The sequence below is a fragment of the Stenotrophomonas sp. YJH_SMC_69 genome (genome assembly GCF_059370495.1).
In genome coordinates this window covers 324,516-339,008 of record NZ_JCAFTS010000005.1, presented here as the reverse complement: position 1 = coordinate 339,008, position 14,493 = coordinate 324,516, and the positions used below count along the sequence as shown (strand labels likewise).

At 67.4% G+C, this 14,493-nt stretch carries 16 protein-coding genes and 1 other RNA gene; 7 read left to right on the top strand and 10 right to left on the bottom strand.

Translation table 11 applies throughout. The features are described 5' to 3' along the window. Nucleotides 1-9: 9 nt before the first annotated feature. Nucleotides 10-714: a PA1136 family autoinducer-binding transcriptional regulator gene (locus AC5P8F_RS11630; RefSeq protein WP_053495142.1), complete on the bottom strand. Its 705-nt coding sequence runs from the start codon at nt 712-714 to the stop codon at nt 10-12. A gap of 4 nt (nt 715-718) precedes the next feature. Further along, nucleotides 719-1,591, bottom strand: coding sequence for a glyoxalase III HchA (gene hchA, locus AC5P8F_RS11625; protein ID WP_049439205.1), 873 nt, complete (start codon nt 1,589-1,591; stop codon nt 719-721). 379 nt (nt 1,592-1,970) lie between these two features. On the opposite strand from hchA, the gene AC5P8F_RS11620 reads away from it, so the two are divergent. Further along, nucleotides 1,971-3,194, top strand: a complete 1,224-nt coding sequence (locus AC5P8F_RS11620; RefSeq protein WP_329768637.1) for a cytochrome P450 — start codon at nt 1,971-1,973, stop codon at nt 3,192-3,194. Nucleotides 3,195-3,212: 18 nt separating this feature from the next. Here the strand turns inward: AC5P8F_RS11620 and AC5P8F_RS11615 are convergent, their stop codons facing one another. Further along, a complete protein-coding gene (locus tag AC5P8F_RS11615) occupies nt 3,213-5,234 on the bottom strand; it encodes an esterase/lipase family protein (RefSeq protein WP_329768638.1) in 2,022 nt (673 codons plus the stop codon). 146 nt (nt 5,235-5,380) lie between these two features. On the opposite strand from AC5P8F_RS11615, the gene AC5P8F_RS11610 reads away from it, so the two are divergent. Then, complete coding sequence (locus AC5P8F_RS11610) at nt 5,381-5,842, top strand: methyltransferase family protein (RefSeq protein ID WP_049420521.1); 462 nt, start codon at nt 5,381-5,383, stop codon at nt 5,840-5,842. A 14-nt stretch (nt 5,843-5,856) separates the two neighbouring features. On the opposite strand, the gene AC5P8F_RS11605 is transcribed toward AC5P8F_RS11610, so the two are convergent. Together AC5P8F_RS11605 and ssrA are read right to left on the bottom strand one after the other, a co-directional pair. Then, a complete protein-coding gene (locus AC5P8F_RS11605; protein WP_032959123.1) occupies nt 5,857-6,342 on the bottom strand; it encodes a hypothetical protein in 486 nt (161 codons plus the stop codon). A 162-nt stretch (nt 6,343-6,504) separates the two neighbouring features. Continuing rightward, nucleotides 6,505-6,858: a transfer-messenger RNA gene (gene ssrA / locus AC5P8F_RS11600) on the bottom strand. A 220-nt stretch (nt 6,859-7,078) separates the two neighbouring features. On the opposite strand from ssrA, the gene AC5P8F_RS11595 reads away from it, so the two are divergent. Continuing rightward, on the top strand, nt 7,079-7,651 hold the full coding sequence (locus tag AC5P8F_RS11595; protein ID WP_495228220.1) for a hypothetical protein: 573 nt from the start codon (nt 7,079-7,081) through the stop codon (nt 7,649-7,651). Between the two features lie 26 nt (nt 7,652-7,677). On the opposite strand, the gene AC5P8F_RS11590 is transcribed toward AC5P8F_RS11595, so the two are convergent. Together AC5P8F_RS11590 and smpB are read right to left on the bottom strand one after the other, a co-directional pair. Next, nucleotides 7,678-8,109 carry a GNAT family N-acetyltransferase gene (locus AC5P8F_RS11590; RefSeq protein WP_495228219.1) on the bottom strand — a complete coding sequence of 144 codons (432 nt, stop codon included), beginning with the start codon at nt 8,107-8,109 and terminating at the stop codon, nt 7,678-7,680. Further along, entirely contained in the window at nt 8,106-8,609 is a 504-nt protein-coding gene (smpB, locus tag AC5P8F_RS11585; protein WP_005409231.1) for an SsrA-binding protein SmpB, read from the bottom strand. The genes AC5P8F_RS11590 and smpB overlap by 4 nt, the downstream gene beginning before the upstream one ends. Before the next feature lie 57 nt (nt 8,610-8,666). On the opposite strand from smpB, the gene AC5P8F_RS11580 reads away from it, so the two are divergent. Together AC5P8F_RS11580 and AC5P8F_RS11575 are read left to right on the top strand one after the other, a co-directional pair. Then, nucleotides 8,667-9,092 (top strand): type II toxin-antitoxin system RatA family toxin, encoded by a 426-nt coding sequence (locus AC5P8F_RS11580; RefSeq protein ID WP_032959119.1) that lies wholly within the window; start codon nt 8,667-8,669, stop codon nt 9,090-9,092. A gap of 3 nt (nt 9,093-9,095) precedes the next feature. Beyond that, nucleotides 9,096-9,353, top strand: a complete 258-nt coding sequence (locus AC5P8F_RS11575) for an RnfH family protein (protein WP_049439213.1) — start codon at nt 9,096-9,098, stop codon at nt 9,351-9,353. Nucleotides 9,354-9,386: 33 nt separating this feature from the next. Here the strand turns inward: AC5P8F_RS11575 and AC5P8F_RS11570 are convergent, their stop codons facing one another. Next, nucleotides 9,387-9,779 (bottom strand): outer membrane protein assembly factor BamE, encoded by a 393-nt coding sequence (locus AC5P8F_RS11570; RefSeq protein ID WP_014036847.1) that lies wholly within the window; start codon nt 9,777-9,779, stop codon nt 9,387-9,389. A 103-nt stretch (nt 9,780-9,882) separates the two neighbouring features. On the opposite strand from AC5P8F_RS11570, the gene fur reads away from it, so the two are divergent. Continuing rightward, the gene (fur, locus tag AC5P8F_RS11565; RefSeq protein WP_014646807.1) at nt 9,883-10,299 is read left to right on the top strand and encodes a ferric iron uptake transcriptional regulator; all 417 of its coding nucleotides are present in this window, start codon (nt 9,883-9,885) and stop codon (nt 10,297-10,299) included. A 63-nt stretch (nt 10,300-10,362) separates the two neighbouring features. Here fur and AC5P8F_RS11560 read toward each other — a convergent pair whose 3' ends face one another. Then, entirely contained in the window at nt 10,363-11,670 is a 1,308-nt protein-coding gene (locus AC5P8F_RS11560; RefSeq protein ID WP_049407705.1) for an SGNH/GDSL hydrolase family protein, read from the bottom strand. 97 nt (nt 11,671-11,767) lie between these two features. Between AC5P8F_RS11560 and AC5P8F_RS11555 the strand changes: the two genes are divergently transcribed. After that, nucleotides 11,768-12,685, top strand: a complete 918-nt coding sequence (locus AC5P8F_RS11555; protein ID WP_032959114.1) for a LysR family transcriptional regulator — start codon at nt 11,768-11,770, stop codon at nt 12,683-12,685. A gap of 110 nt (nt 12,686-12,795) precedes the next feature. Here AC5P8F_RS11555 and recN read toward each other — a convergent pair whose 3' ends face one another. Further along, nucleotides 12,796-14,457 carry a DNA repair protein RecN gene (gene recN / locus AC5P8F_RS11550; protein WP_049439215.1) on the bottom strand — a complete coding sequence of 554 codons (1,662 nt, stop codon included), beginning with the start codon at nt 14,455-14,457 and terminating at the stop codon, nt 12,796-12,798. Nucleotides 14,458-14,493: the final 36 nt, after the last annotated feature.

The following is a 14,493-nucleotide window of genomic DNA, read 5'->3' as shown; positions in this document are numbered from 1 at the left end:
CTGCCTGGCTCAGTCTTCAATCTCGCCACGGCGGCCTGCCGCGCGCACCGCCTGCGCGGTGGTGGCCACGCCGAGCCGTTGTCGCGCTCGCCGCAGGTGGTTCTCCACCGTGCGTGCAGACAGCCCCAGCGTGGCCGCGATCTCCGCCTGGCGCCGTCCAGCAGCGACCCAGCGCAGCACCTCGCGTTCGCGTGCGCTCAACGCGCCTGCGCGAACATCCGCGGGCGCCTCGGCGAACTGGCGCGCCGCACGGAAGGCTGACGTTCCGACCATTTCCAGCAGCAGGCGCGCGCTGGCGGATGCATCAATCGAGGTGCCGGCGAAACTGACCGCACCCTCCAGGCCGGTCGGGCCGAACACCGGCACCTGCAACCCATGCAGGCCATCGCCGCGCGGCTGCTTCACCACCTGATAGCGTTCGCCGCGCACGCCCTGGCGCTTGCTCCAGAAGAACGGCGCATTGCTGTCCAGTACATGGCGGTTGACCGGGCAGGCATGCAGGTAGCGGGCAAGTCCGGTATCGCTGCCGTCGCCGAACCAGTCACCCTCGATCCAGTACACGCGCTGCGCGTCGCGTTCCAGCCCGGTCCCGGTGGCAAACACCAGCAGTCGATCGTAGCCCAGGGGTGAGGCGGCGGCGCGCAGCACGCCGCCCACCGCGGGCAGTGACCGCGCCTGTTCCAGTTCCAGCAGCGCGGGCACCAGCGCAGGCATTAGCTCAGCGCCCCGCCAGTGCATCGAGCAGCGTACGCGCGGCCAGCTTGCCCAACGCGTTGCCGGCCAGCGGACTGTCGCCGGTCAGCAGCAGGCGATCCTGCAGCACGCTGCCATCGATGCCCTCATTGACGATCTGCACGCCCTGCTGCGCCAGGCGTTCACCGAAGAACCAACGCAGCTGCCCCGGCATGTAGCCGATCTCCGGTGTCTGCCGGTCCATTGCGTCGGGGAAGGCGCAGATGCGGTAACCACGGAACAGCGAGCCACCGTCGGCTTCGTCGACGCCCGCCGCCAGCAGCGCCGCCGGGCCATGGCAGAGCGTGATGATGTGGCGCTGCCCGGCCATGGCCCACTGCAGCGTGGCCTTCACCGCCGCGCTCTCCGGCAGGCCGATCAGTGCGCCGTGGCCACCGGGAATGAAGATGGCGGCATAGTCCGAATCGGCTCCCAGGCCGGCCACCACCTCATCCAGCTGCAACGGCTGGCGGAAGCGCGCCTCATAGCGTTCGTACAGGGCACCGATCTCGCGGTCCTCGCGCGGGAAGGCCCACCACTCGAACTTCACGGCGTTGCCGGACAGCGTCGCCACGTCGATGTCGAAGCCGGCCTTGTCCAGGTGGTACATCGGCAGCAGGGTTTCCACCGGGTGGTTGCCGGTGGAGAACAGGTGGCCATTGGCGGTCGGCAGATAACGCTCGTCGGCGGCGATCATCAGCACCTTCCAGCGGCCATCGCGGCGTGCATCCGGATAGTCGGCCCCGGACAGGTCGCTCTGGGGCGAGGTGAACTGCGACAGCGAGTACGGCGACGGGAAGAAGGCATCGCGCTCGGCCGGATCGGGGGTGGGCTGGCGGCTGGGCTCTTGCGTGTTCATGCGGACCTCCGTTGGGGGAAAGTGAGCCCAGCATAGGAGGCCGCGTGCGCAGGCGCGATGAGGGATTCCCCTCAATGGACCACCACCCGGATGCTGCATCGCGCCACCGGCCCGGTTGGACAGCAGGATTATGTCGTGTTATCTAGCCGGTGCCGGGATAATCCCGGCATAACCACACAGCAAGCAAAGGAATGAAAATGAAAAGATTCGCCCGAGCATTGCGCGTCACTCTGAATATCCATCCGAACGAGAAGAGCAGTGTGTGGAATACCTGGCCGCTCTGGGTCGAGTTCTGATCCTGCGGGGCAACCCCGCGATTGAGCGGTAGCAAGACGAAGGGACTCGTCTTTCGAGTCCCTTCCTGCCGGAGACGCACTGCATGCAAGGGATGTCGAATGAAGGCAGCGCCATTGCTGCCGAGCGCCTGGCTGCGCGCGTGGAGCGCGAAGGACCGGTGCTGAAACTGGAAACCGGCGGTATCGGGGTGTTCTGCCCAGAACTGGCCGGCAAGGTCGACAAGGAGAATTCCGAGCACCTGTTCGTGGTCGAGTCGCTGGCCGACCTGTTCCGCCGGCACGAACGCGTGCGCTGGACCGAAGTGCGCAGCCTGATCGCGACCCGCAGTGCTGAGCTTACCGGAGCGCAGACCCTGGAGGCGCTGCAGTCGCGCATGCGGCAGGCGTTGGACGCACTGTGCGGGCGCGAGCTGGATGCCACGCCAGCCGTGTGGAAGGTGATGGCGCATCCGCTGGTGCCACTGGTGATCGACGGGCTCGACGCGCGCGGTACCGAGGCCATCGAACGCGCCCTGCATCTGCGCTACACCACCCAGGTCGAGCAGGTCATCCATCGGCGTCATCTGCTGCGCAACTTCCTCATCGGTCGTGGCGAATCGCGGGCGATCACCGCCGAACTCAGGCGCCGGGTCCGCAGCGGACGTTCGCCGCTGGACTACGCGCAGTCATTGTTGACCCTTCGCGAGCGCATCGGCCTGGACAAGGTCACCTACCTGGTCACCGTGCAGCTGATCGCCATTTCCGGGGTGCCCGGCATGATGGCCGCCTGCCTGCTGCTGGCGATGCAGATGCATCCACACTGGCGCCAGCGCATCGAGGAGGAATTCGCGCCGCTCTCGGATGCGGAGATCCATGCGCTGCCGATGGCCAGGATTCCCTGCACGATGCGCTTCCTGAAGGAAGTGATGCGGCTGTATTCCACGCCCTTCAACAACCGTCGGGTGGCCGCCTGCGATCTGCAGGTGGAAGGGCAGGCCATCGCCGAGGGCACGGTGTTCGAGCTGAGCTCGTTCATCCAGCATCGCTCGGCGAAATACTGGGATGACCCGCTGCTGTTCGATCCCGATCGCTGGCTGCCCGAAAGGCGCAAGCGCACCGCCGGCATCTATGTGCCTTACGGCTTCCCCACGCGTTCCTGCGTGGGATCGGCGGTCGGCAATGCACAGCTGGTATTGCTGTGCGCGCTGCTGGCGCGCGAATTCCGTTTCACCCCCAGCGCCGACTACCGGCCCGAGGTGCGCATGGAAGGCTTCGCGATTCCCGCGGCGCTGCACGGCACGTTCTCGCGCCATACGGCCGGTGCCTGATCTGCAGGGGCGGGCGGCTTACTTTGCCGTACGCCCGTGTTCCTGCATGTCCTCATGCAGGATCCGCCGCAGCTCGACGATGGCCGGCGTGGCTTCCTGCACGCTGTGACCGGACACGATCACCTTCTCCGAAACGGCGTGTGGCAGGTGCGAGCTCCAGTAGGGCACCAGCCCGTCATCGGTTTTTTCCAGTGGGCCATCGGCCTTGGCGCGGGCGATGATCGAGTGGTAGTGCACCTTCGGTGACATCGGCAGGTCGGCCACGGCGCGGACGAACGGGTCGTCCTTGTCCAGGTTCTGGATGCTGTTCATCTGGTAGCCGTGCTTGCCATCGTTGCGATCGATCTGGCCGTCGTTGGCCAGCGTCGCCACGTCCTCCAGCACGGTCAGCGGCAGCCGTACCAGGCGGCCGATCCAGCGGCCGAGGCGGGTACCGGCCACGTCGGTGCCGCGATGCGGTGTGGCGATGAAAACCACCCGCGATACTTCCGGTTCCGGCAGGAAGGTCAGTACTGGCGCGCCCTTGGTGCGCAGCAGCTCGCGCTGGGCGGGCGTCATCTGCGCGGTGGCCAGCAGGGTGTCGACCAGGTGGTCGCCGGAGGAAGAGACCATCAACCGCGCGATCACCCCGCCCATGCTGTGCCCGACCAGCACCATGTCATGCGAGGCCTGCGCCTTGCCGCTGGGGTCGAAGTGCTTGAGCACTTCGGCCAGCGTGTGGCGCATCGCATCGTGGCTCATCGCGATGGGCATGTTGGTCGGGTAGTAGAACTGCCAGACCTGGAAGTCCTGGCGGATCTCGTCGTCGCGCATCAGTTCGTTGGCCACGTTCACCCAGGCCTCGGGACTGCTGGCCAGGCCATGGATCATCAACAGCACGCGTCGGTTCGGGTCGTAGGGCTGCATCATGTACAGATGCGGCGCGTCGATGCCGCCCTTGCCACCAAACAGCGAGCGCAGCGACTGGTGGCTGAAGTTGGAGCGCGCCAGCCACAGTGCGTAGCCCGCAGTGAAGTTGGCCGCCAACGGCACCTGCTGGCCGTGCAGGGTTACTTCCGAGACCTGGTAGGGATCGTGGATCTCCAGTTCCGGCTCGTCGTCGTGCAGCACTTCCCACAGGTTCTTTCCCGAGAAGCGCAGCAGCACCGTCATCGAAGGCGAGGGCATCTCGCTCCAGCTCTGCGCGGCCGGGGTGCTTGCCTGCGCGGCGGGCGTCGCTGCCGAAGGCGGGGTGGCCGTGCTGCCAGCCGGATCGTCCATCACCGCCACCAGCTCGGCACCGAAGCCATCGCGGCGATGCACGCTACGCAGCGTACCGGTGAACGACAGCGAGGCCGCCGGTACCAGCTCGGTGGGGGTGCGCGTGTCCAGCGGCGATGCTTCGCCCGAAGGGGCCAGCACGAAGGTCCAGCGGCCCAGCTGGAAATGGCTGGCCTGGCTGTGCACGCGCCCGGTGGCGTACGCGTTGTACAGCTGCACCGAGGCTTCCTGCACAGCCAGGTTGTAGTAGTCGCGCACCTGGGTCTGGCGGTCCTCGAAACCACGCTGATTGGCGGTGCGCTCGGTGAAGAACAGATAGGCATAGGCCTGGCGCGCGACCTGCATCCACGCATCGAGGCGCGGCTGGAAGTCGGCATCCAGTTTGGTGATCGCGGTCTTGGCGCGGCCGGATGCCGAGTACTCGCGCTTCGGTGCCGGCAGGGTCATCGCATGCTGCAGCCACAACTCGGCCAGGCTGGAGCGCTTGTCTTCCTCGCGCACCACGATGCTGCTTTCCATGGCCTCGATGCAGGGCAGGCCGGGCTTGGCACAGACGCCCTCATCGAGCCCGGCCACGCGCAGGGTCTCGGTGGTCGCCGCGCTGAGCTTGCCGGAGGTGAGGATGTCACCGCGCTTGAGCGCGATGTACTGGCCGGGCGTGACCGAGGCGACCTGCACCGACGGTCCGAACTGGCGCAGCGTCGCGCAGCCCCCCAGGGTGAGCAGCACGGTGATGATGAGGGTCGTGCGGCCGATGAAGCCCATGCCCGTGGTAGCCATACGATGCTCCTGCGCGGTGGCGTCACTCTAGCGGCCGGCCTGTCAAAGCGGAATAGACCGAACGGTCGGTTTGGGCCTGGCCGCCGTGGGCGATTCAGCCATTCCCGTGTGACACTGCGGCGAATGGAAGGGACACGGTGATCGCGATGGCCTGGCTGGAAACCCGCATTCCCCCGCCCGTGGTGATGCTGCTGTGCGCCGCTGCGGGCTTTGCAGCACGCTGGCTGTGGCCGGGTTTCCACCTTCGGGTGCCGGTGCCGGTTCTGCTCGCAGGCGTGACGGTGACGCTGGGTGTCGTGCTCAATCTGCTGCCCAAGCTGTCTTTCCAGCGCGCCGGTACCACCGTCAATCCTCTGCGACCTTCGGCGTCGAGCGCGCTGGTTACCAGCGGAATCTACCGCCGCACGCGCAATCCGATGTATCTGGGCCAGGCGTTGGTCCTGCTTGGCGCCATGGTGTACCTGCAGAACCTGATCGCGCTGCTGGTGGTGCCGCTGTTCCTGGTGTACATCACCCGGCTGCAGATCCTGCCGGAGGAGCGGGCACTGATGGCCCGCTTTCCCGAGGCGTACGCGCAATACCGTCATCGCGTGCCGCGCTGGCTGTAGCGTCGGCTACGCCATCAGCGGCTGATCTGGCACTTCACCGCAGCCGAATAACCCTCGTAGTCGTCGCCCGCGATCACGTGCAGGGTGTGGCGCTTGTCGATGCGCTTCACGTACGACGGCTCTTCGGTGTTGGCATGCTCGTTGACCTCGGTCACCGACCAGGCCTTGGCCAGGCGCTTGGAATCGACGCCGTTCAAGTACACGAAGAGGCTCTTCTCGCCTTCGGCCACGTTTACATCGGCACTGGTGACCGTGCCGCCAAACAGCGCGACCGGCTTGTCCTCCGGCTCGAAGGTGCCGCCCGGTTTCTTGGCCAGGCCGGCGGCCTGCAGCGCATCGATGGCGTCGGCCGCACTGAAGTTCGAGCCGGCCTTGCAGGCCAGCAGCGCTTCCAGCGTGGCGGTGCCGGGGGGCGCGATGGCCGGCGCCGCAGCGTGCGTGGCTGAGGCTGCGGCGAGGGTGGTGAGGAGCAGGACGAGCGTGGTTGTGGCGGTTTTCATTGCAGATCCTTCTGGCGGCAGCAGGCCGGGGCAATGCAGCGATGGAGCGAAAGCTCCATCCCGATTATGCCCCACGCTTCCCGCACGACGAGCAGGCACAAAAAAGCCGGAACCCCCTCGACGGGAGATCCGGCTTCTTGCGGCCTCGACAGGCCATACAGATGGTGGAGGTGGGCGGAATTGAACCGCCGTCCGAAGGCACTCCATCCCCAGCACTACATGCTTAGCTCACCGTTGGATCTCGTCCCCGAACAGCACGGTGCGCAAAGCGCATCCGGGAACCAGCCTGTTGTGTTCTAGTGCCGGACTGACAGGCAGCCATCCAGCGCGATTCCATGATAGTGACTCTACACCGCGAGCATGGACACAAGCGGTTTCGAGGCTTAGGCCTTAAGCGGCCAGAGCGTAGTTGTCGTCGTTGGCAACTAGAGTTTTGCAGCTGGATTTACGAGGAAAGCTACCCCCTCGGCATGCGCCAGGCGACTTCACAACCCCCGTCGAAACCAATGCACCCCCGGTTTCTTCAAGTTCTGCAAGGTACAAGGCCTGATTCGTGTCGCCACGGCCAGTGCCTGCCCAACGCTGCCAATGCTACGCCAAAACAGCTGAACAGTCACCGTGGCAATCCACAACATGTTGTAGAGCCAGCGGCATAGCGGATTGGTAACGTCACTGGCACGAATTTGCGACACACTGGCGGCGACCATCCGGGCCAGGACAGACACGGAGACTGTGGGTGACCGATGCAAGCCAACAACGCAGCCTGCGGCAGCTGATCGGGCCGGTCGGTGCCGACTACCAGCGGCGCGCCCTGCCGCCCGGCTGGGTCTGGGCGGTGCTGGCGGTGTTGCTTGCGGCCACCGCGCTGACCGAGCTGCCGGCGACTGCGGCCGCGGCATTGGTGGCCAGTGCGGTGGTTGTGCACTGGTCGCAGCGCGGTCGCATCCATTGGCTGGGCTGGCGCCTGCCGGGCCTGGCCGTGTTGGCGGCCCTGCTGTGGGGGCCGGAAGTGCTGTCGCAATGGTTCGAGCACGGGCTGGCCGTGGTCCTGATGTCGCTGGCCAGCCTCAGCATCGGCGTGCATGTATGGCAGGCGCGACAGATGGCGCGGCAGCTCCAGGGCGCGGCCGATTCGCTGGATGACGCCCAGCTGCTGGCCCTGCTGCCGGCCGACGCGGCCCAGCTGGCGCAGCGGTGGCGCGCCGGCGATGATCGGCATGCGCCGGAACTGGCAGTGGTGATGCACCTGGCCGTGATGCACGCAGCGCTGGCACCGCCCATGCGCGGGCAGGGCGTGCTGGCAGGGTGACCGGTCGGCGGTTTCCGCGGCCGCGGTCAGGAACCTGACAATGGCTTGCGCAGGTAGATCCGCTCGTGCCCGGGCGGGCAATCGGGCAGCCGCCCATAGACGGTGTAGCCCTGCCGCAGGTAGAAAGCTTCGGCCTGCCAGTCGAAGGTATCCAGCATCACGTTGCGGGCGCCAAGCTGGCGCGCGGCGGCTTCTGCTTCCGCCAGCAGGCGCTGGCCGATGCCTTGCCCGCGCAGTTCCGGATCCACCCACAGCACATGTACCTGCAGCCAGCTGGCACAGACGTCGGCCAGCACACCACCGCGCAGCGCGCCGTGCTCGTCATGCCAGGCCAGGCGGACTGGAGTCTCATCGAGTGAATCGCCGCCGTGGGCCTGGTTGAAGGCCAGCAGGCGCGCGCACAACGTGCGCGTTTCATCGGCGCTGGCAGTCACCGTGGCGCCGATGGGGGCGGTCATGCGTCGCGGTTGCCGCGACGCATCACACGCTGCTTCTCGATCGCCCAGTCGCGGTCCTTGGCGGCATCGCGCTTGTCGTGGGTCTGCTTGCCCTTGGCCAGCGCGACTTCGAGCTTGATCTTGTTCTTGCTCCAGTACATCGCAGTGGGCACGATCGTGTAGCCATCGCGCTCGACCTTGCCGACCAGCTTGTCGATCTCGCTCCGGTGCAGCAGCAGCTTGCGCTCGCGCCGGTCATTGGCCACCACGTGGGTGGAGGCCTGGATCAACGGGGTGATCTGCGCGCCGATCAGGAAGATCTCGCCGTGCTTCACATAGGCGTAGGCGTCGATGATGTTGCCGCGGCCAGCGCGGATCGACTTCACCTCCCAGCCCTGCAGGGCCAGGCCGGCCTCGAAGCGCTCTTCGATGTGGTACTCGTGGCGGGCACGCTTGTTCAACGCGATGGTTTTGTTGGCCGTCGCGCTCTTTGCTTTATCCTTGCCGCTGTTCTTGCTCATTTCCGTATTGTCTCCGATTCGGGCCCGCCCGGTCGATTGCCGAAACGTCCTGTATTCATGCCTACTATCCGCCGCAGCGCCCTGGTCGAACATTCGGCCGCGCGCATGTTCGACCTGGTCAACGACGTCCAGGCCTATCCGCGCCGTTTCCGCTGGTGCTCGGCTGCCCAGATCCTGGAGCAGGGCGAGGACCGCCTGGTGGCGCGCTTGGACCTGGGCCTGGGCTCGTTCAGTACCTGGTTCCAGACTGAAAACACCCTGCAGCGCCCGCACAGCATCGACATGCAGCTGCGCGATGGCCCGTTCAAGCAGCTGCACGGCCGCTGGGAATTCCATGCGCTGGCCGAGGATGCGTGCAAGGTCACCCTGACCCTGGAGTTCGAACCCAGCTCGCGCCTGCTCGGTCCGGCCCTGGCGATCGGCTTCCAGGGACTGGCCGATCGCATGGTCAATGATTTCGTCCGCGTCGCCGACGAGGGCTGAGCGATGATCGAGGTCGAGGTGGTGCTGGCCTGGCCGGAGCGCGTGCTGTCGCGCCACCTGCAGCTGGAAGAGGGAGCGACCGTGGCCGACGCCATCGCCGCCGCTGCGCTGGAAGGTAGTGCCGACTGTCCGGCCGCCGCGGTGCATGGCGTGGTGGCCCGTCCACAGCAGGCGCTGCTGGACGGGGACCGCATCGAGCTGCTGCGCCCGCTGCTGGCCGACCCCAAGGACAACCGCCGGCGTCGCGCGCTCGGCGGTTGATCCCGGCAACCCGTCCCTGCGGACGGGCAGGCCTCAGCGGCCCTTCTTCTTCTTGTCCTTCGGCAGGTTGCGGCCGAACTGGCGCACCGTCTGCTGGGCCAGGGCCTTGTCGTTGCCCGGGAAGTAGTCGCCTTCCCAGCGGGTAACGGCGTCATTCTCGAAGAACACCACGAAGTTCTTCACTTCGGTGCGGCCGAGGCGGTTCACGCGCTGGCTGGAGGTGTAGTCCCAGCGCTGGGCGTGGAACGGGTCGGGGATGGACGGGGTGCCCAGCAGCGCGGTGACCTGCTGCTTGCTCTGCCCGACCTGCAGCTTGGCCACGGCATCTTCCCGGATCAGGTTGCCCTGATAGATGGGTTGCTTGTAGATGATGCCGCACCCGGTGGTGGACAGGGCGACGGCGGCGACCAACAGGAGATTGCGCATCGGGACTGGCGGTTGGGGAAATCAAACCGATGATACACTCCCGGCGTGCCACCGCGACCCAATCCGAGGCAGCTGGCGCTAAATCGCCAATGAACGGAGACCTATGGAAACCCACGACCTGCGTAAAGTCGGCCTGAAGGTGACCCATCCGCGGATGCGGATCCTGGCGCTGCTCGAACAGCGCAATGCCCAGCACCACCAGCACCACATGACCGCCGAGGACATCTACCGCCAGCTGCTCGAGCATGGCGACGAGATCGGCCTGGCGACGGTCTACCGGGTGCTGACCCAGTTCGAGGCCGCCGGCCTCGTGCTCAAGCACAATTTCGAGGGTGGCCAGGCCGTTTACGAGCTGGACCGTGGTGGCCACCACGACCATATGGTCGACGTGGACAGCGGCAAGATCATCGAATTCGAAAGCCATGAGATCGAGGAGCTGCAGCGCAAGATCGCGGCCGATCACGGCTATGAGCTGGAAGAACACTCGCTGGTGCTCTACGTGCGCAAGAAGCGCAAGTAGGCCGTTCCGGCCAGCCGCTAGCGACGAAACCCCGGGCTTGCCCGGGGTTTTTCGTTGCCGGGGTCAGGGCCCTTTCCCTCCAGGAAAGGGGGCCGGCCCCGGGCGCTCTGCGGGGTCGGATCCCTTTGCGCCAGCAAAGGGCTCTGACCCCTTGCAACCGAGCAGGATCTCCAGGTCCACCGCCTCGGCCATCGCCCGGTTGCCGGCATCCCCCGGGTGGAGGTGGTCGCCGGAGTCGTAGGCGGCGGCCATCCGTGACGGATCGGCCGGGTCGCGTAGCGCCGCGTCCAGGTCGATCACCGCGTCGAACGGGCTGTTGCTGCGCAGCCATGCATTGAGCTGTTGGCGCAGGGCCTCCTTGTCCGGGTGGTAGTAGTCGTCCAGCGGCGTGCCGGGCAGGGCGCCCGCGAACGGCATCAGGGTGGCGCCGAATATGCGTAGACCCCGCCGGTGGGCCTGTTCGGCCAGGGCACGATAGCCGGCCTGCAGCTCGGGCAGGCTGGGCCGGGGCTGCGCGCGGGCGAAGGCAGTACCGGGCCAGCTGATGTCGTTGATGCCGATCAGCACGATGACGCTGGCGACGCCGGGCTGATCCAGTGCGTCACGCCGCAGGCGGGCCAGAACCGACTCGCCCATGCCGTCGCTCAGCAGCCGATTGCCGGAAATGCCCGCGTTGACCACCGCGACGCCGCGCGGTGCCAGACGCGCGGCCAGATGGTCGGTCCAGCGCTGGTCCTGGTCGAGGCTGGCGGTGGCGCCGTCGGTGATCGAGTCGCCAATCACCACCACGCTACGCGCACTGGCGGCGGCCTCGACCTCAATCCCGGTGAGGAACAGGCGTGCGGTAGTGGAACTGGCACCCTGCAGGTCGCGCGCCCGGGCCTGATTGCCGCCGGCGATCCAGCTGGTCTGGCGGCCGTCCCAATGGAATGCCTGCACCGGCGTCGGCCCCGGCACGAAGACGCTGACCTGCAGCGCCTGGTGGTCTTCCGTGGCCACCGCCAGCGGATCGCTCAGCCGTTCCTGACCGGCACCGATCAACACCCCAGGCTGGCCGTCGAAGCTGAGCGGTTGCGGGGTGGCGCCCGCGCCCGCGGCCACGCTGGCCGCCCCGATCCGCAGCGGCTGGGTGCCGTAGGCATTGCTCAGCCGCACCCGCAGCCGGGACCCGCCCAGGCTGATGCGCGCGGTCTGGCGGAAGGTCTGGTCCTGCAGCGTGGCCGGAACCAGGGTCGGGAACAGGAAATCCGCGTCCCAGACCGGTTGCGGGCTGGCCTGCCAGCTGGCGACCCAGTGCGGGGCGGATGCGGCACTGGCGACGCCGGACAGGGCGAGCAGGGCGGTGGCGGTGAGCTGGCTCAAGCGGTTCATCGGGCAATCCAGGTGGGAGGGAACGCCATGGTGATTCCGGGGTCATCTGTGAACTAGACTGCGTATGGACAATCATCTGTGAACTGGATTCATCGCCATGGCGCGACCCGACATCAACCGATCCGGCGAACTGGAAGTGTTCGTGCGGGTGATCGAGACCGGTGGCTTCTCCGCCGCCGCACGCACCCTGGACATGACGCCGTCAGCAGTGAGCAAGCTGGTGGCCCGGCTGGAGCAGCGGCTGGGTACGCGCCTGCTGCAACGCTCCACCCGCCAGCTGCAGCTGACCCCGGAAGGCTGCGCGTTCTACGAGCGCGGCCTGCGCGTGCTGGCCGACCTGGAGGAGGCCGAGCGCTGTGCCAGTGCCCATGCCGAGCCGCGCGGACGGCTGCGGGTAAACTCCAACGTGCCGTTCGGCCAGCATTTCCTGCTGCCGCTGCTGCCGGCATTCCTCGAACGCAACCCGCAGGTAGGCGTGGACCTGACCCTCAATGACGAGGTGATCGACCTGCTTGAGCAGCGCACCGACGTGGCGGTGCGGGCCGGTCCACTGAAGAGCTCCAGCCTGGTGGCGCGGCGGCTGGGTGCGACGCGGATGATGATCGTGGCTGCACCGGCCTACGCGCAGCGGCACGGGCTGCCACGCACTGCCGAGGAGCTGCAGTCGCACAACCGGTTGGATATCGGCCATGCGCGCGCGATGCAGGGCTGGCCATTGTTGCAGGACGGGCGCGAACGCATGCTGCTGCCCAGTGGCAACGCGCGCGCCAGCAACGGCGATGCGCTGCGCCAGCTGGTGCTGGGTGGGCTGGGCATGGCGCGGCTGGCAGCATTCCAGGTGCAGCAGGACATTGCCGCCGGGCGCTTGCTGCCGGTGCTGGAGGACGCCAATCCCGGTGACCTGGAAGAGGTGCACGCGGTGTTCCTGGGGCAGGGCGGCTACCTGCCGCTGCGGGTGCGCGCGTTTCTTGATTTCCTGGTGGAGAACGTCGATCTGACGCAGCCACAGGGGTAGTGCCGGCCGCTGGCCGGCAACCTCATGATCTTCATCCACCCGCATCAGGGTGCCGGCCAGCGGCCGGCACTACCGTGCGGAAGCCGAGCCAATGCTCGGCTCGGCCGGCGTTACACCTGCAGCAGCTTGCGTGCGGCGGCGCGCGCTTCCTTGCTCACTTCCACGCCGCCGAGCATGCGCGCCAGTTCTTCCTCGCGCGCCTTGCTGTCCAGCTTTTCCACTGCGCTCTGGGTCATGCCTTCCACCGGGGCCTTGCTGACCCGGTAATGGGCATGGCCCTTCGAGGCGACCTGCGGCAGGTGGGTCACGCACAGCACCTGGCGCTTCTCGCCAAGGGCGCGCAGCTTCTGGCCGACGATGTCCGCCACCGCGCCACCGATGCCGGAGTCGACTTCGTCGAACACCATGGTCGGCACTGCATCCAGGTCCAGCGCGGCCACTTCGATGGCCAGCGAGATGCGCGAAAGTTCGCCACCCGAGGCCACCTTGCGCAGGGCACGCGGTGGCTGCCCGGCATTGGCCGCCACCAGGAATTCCACGCGCTCGGCACCCTGCGGGTCGGGCTTGCCGGCGTCCTGCGGTTCCAGCTCGATCAGGAACTGGCCGCCGCCCATGCCCAGCTCGGCGATGATGCCGGTGGTGGTGGCCGACAGCTCGGCAGCGGCGGCGCGGCGGCTGGCGGTCAGCAGCCCGGCCTGCACGCGCCACGCCGCAGCGGCCTTGTCGATCTCGCCGGCGAGGCGCTGCAGGCGTTCGTCAGCACCACGCAGCTGTTCCACTTCGGCGTGCATGCGCTCGCGCTGCGCGCCCAGCTCGTCCATCGGCACACGGTGCTTGCGGGCCAGGTCGTGCAGGCGGCCGAGGCGACGCTCGTTCTCCTCGAACTGTTCCGGGTCGGCGTCGAGGTCGTCATGCACGCGGTCCAGCAGCGACAGGGCTTCGTGCAGCTGGATCGAGGCATTCTCGATCAGGCCGTCGACCTCGCCCAGGCGCGGGTCGTGTTCGATCAGGCGCGACAGCTCGTGGCGCACCTGCTGCAGCAGGTCCAGCGCGGAACTGCCGTCGTCGCCATTGAGCTGGTTGCTGGCCGCCTGGCAGGCACTCAGCAGGGCACTGGCATGGGCCTGGCGGCGGTGGCTGGCGCCCAGCGCGGCAATCGACTCCGGTTCCAGGTCTTCGCGGTCCAGTTCGCGCAGCTGGTGCTCCAGGAAGCCGATCCGGTCACTGACGTCGCCCTGCTGCGACAGCGCCAGCGATTCATCGACCAGCGCCTGCCAGGCCGCAGCGGCGCGGCGCACCTGGCGGCGCTCGTCCTCGTTGCCGGCATAGGCGTCCAGCAGGGCCAGCTGCGACGGGCGCGTCAGCAGGGCCTGCTGTTCGTGCTGGCCGTGGATCTCCACCAGCAGCGAGGCCAGGTCGGCCAGCTGGGCCAGGGTCACCGGGCGGCCGTTGATCCAGGCCCGCGAGCCGCCATCGGCACGGATCACGCGGCGCAGCTGGCACTGCTCCTCGTCGTCCAGCTCGTTGTCGGCCAGCCACTGGCGCGCGGCCTGCAGCTGGTCCAGCGCGAACTCGGCCGACAGCTCGGCGCGCGCGGCGCCGTGGCGGACCACGCCGCTGTCGGCGCGCAGGCCGGACAGGAAGCCCAGCGCGTCGACCATCAGTGACTTGCCGGCGCCGGTCTCGCCTGAAACCACGGTCATGCCTGGCCCGAACTCCAGTTCGGTGGCGCGGACGACGGCGAAATCCTTGATCGAAAGATGTCTGAGCATGGGTAAGGGGGTGTCAGCAGCCGCGCAACGCTAGCA

Bases quoted from the DNA above. Each gene is read 5' to 3' on its own strand.
- AC5P8F_RS11630 (WP_053495142.1), bottom strand. From the start codon at position 714: ATGCCTGCGCTGGTGCCCGCGCTGCTGGAACTGGAACAGGCGCGGTCA.
- hchA (WP_049439205.1), bottom strand. From the start codon at position 1,591: ATGAACACGCAAGAGCCCAGCCGCCAGCCCACCCCCGATCCGGCCGAG.
- AC5P8F_RS11620 (WP_329768637.1), top strand. From the start codon at position 1,971: ATGCAAGGGATGTCGAATGAAGGCAGCGCCATTGCTGCCGAGCGCCTG.
- AC5P8F_RS11615 (WP_329768638.1), bottom strand. From the start codon at position 5,234: ATGGCTACCACGGGCATGGGCTTCATCGGCCGCACGACCCTCATCATC.
- AC5P8F_RS11610 (WP_049420521.1), top strand. From the start codon at position 5,381: ATGGCCTGGCTGGAAACCCGCATTCCCCCGCCCGTGGTGATGCTGCTG.
- AC5P8F_RS11605 (WP_032959123.1), bottom strand. From the start codon at position 6,342: ATGAAAACCGCCACAACCACGCTCGTCCTGCTCCTCACCACCCTCGCC.
- AC5P8F_RS11590 (WP_495228219.1), bottom strand. From the start codon at position 8,109: ATGACCGCCCCCATCGGCGCCACGGTGACTGCCAGCGCCGATGAAACG.
- smpB (WP_005409231.1), bottom strand. From the start codon at position 8,609: ATGAGCAAGAACAGCGGCAAGGATAAAGCAAAGAGCGCGACGGCCAAC.
- AC5P8F_RS11580 (WP_032959119.1), top strand. From the start codon at position 8,667: ATGCCTACTATCCGCCGCAGCGCCCTGGTCGAACATTCGGCCGCGCGC.
- AC5P8F_RS11575 (WP_049439213.1), top strand. From the start codon at position 9,096: ATGATCGAGGTCGAGGTGGTGCTGGCCTGGCCGGAGCGCGTGCTGTCG.
- AC5P8F_RS11570 (WP_014036847.1), bottom strand. From the start codon at position 9,779: ATGCGCAATCTCCTGTTGGTCGCCGCCGTCGCCCTGTCCACCACCGGG.
- fur (WP_014646807.1), top strand. From the start codon at position 9,883: ATGGAAACCCACGACCTGCGTAAAGTCGGCCTGAAGGTGACCCATCCG.
- AC5P8F_RS11560 (WP_049407705.1), bottom strand. From the start codon at position 11,670: ATGAACCGCTTGAGCCAGCTCACCGCCACCGCCCTGCTCGCCCTGTCC.
- AC5P8F_RS11555 (WP_032959114.1), top strand. From the start codon at position 11,768: ATGGCGCGACCCGACATCAACCGATCCGGCGAACTGGAAGTGTTCGTG.
- recN (WP_049439215.1), bottom strand. From the start codon at position 14,457: ATGCTCAGACATCTTTCGATCAAGGATTTCGCCGTCGTCCGCGCCACC.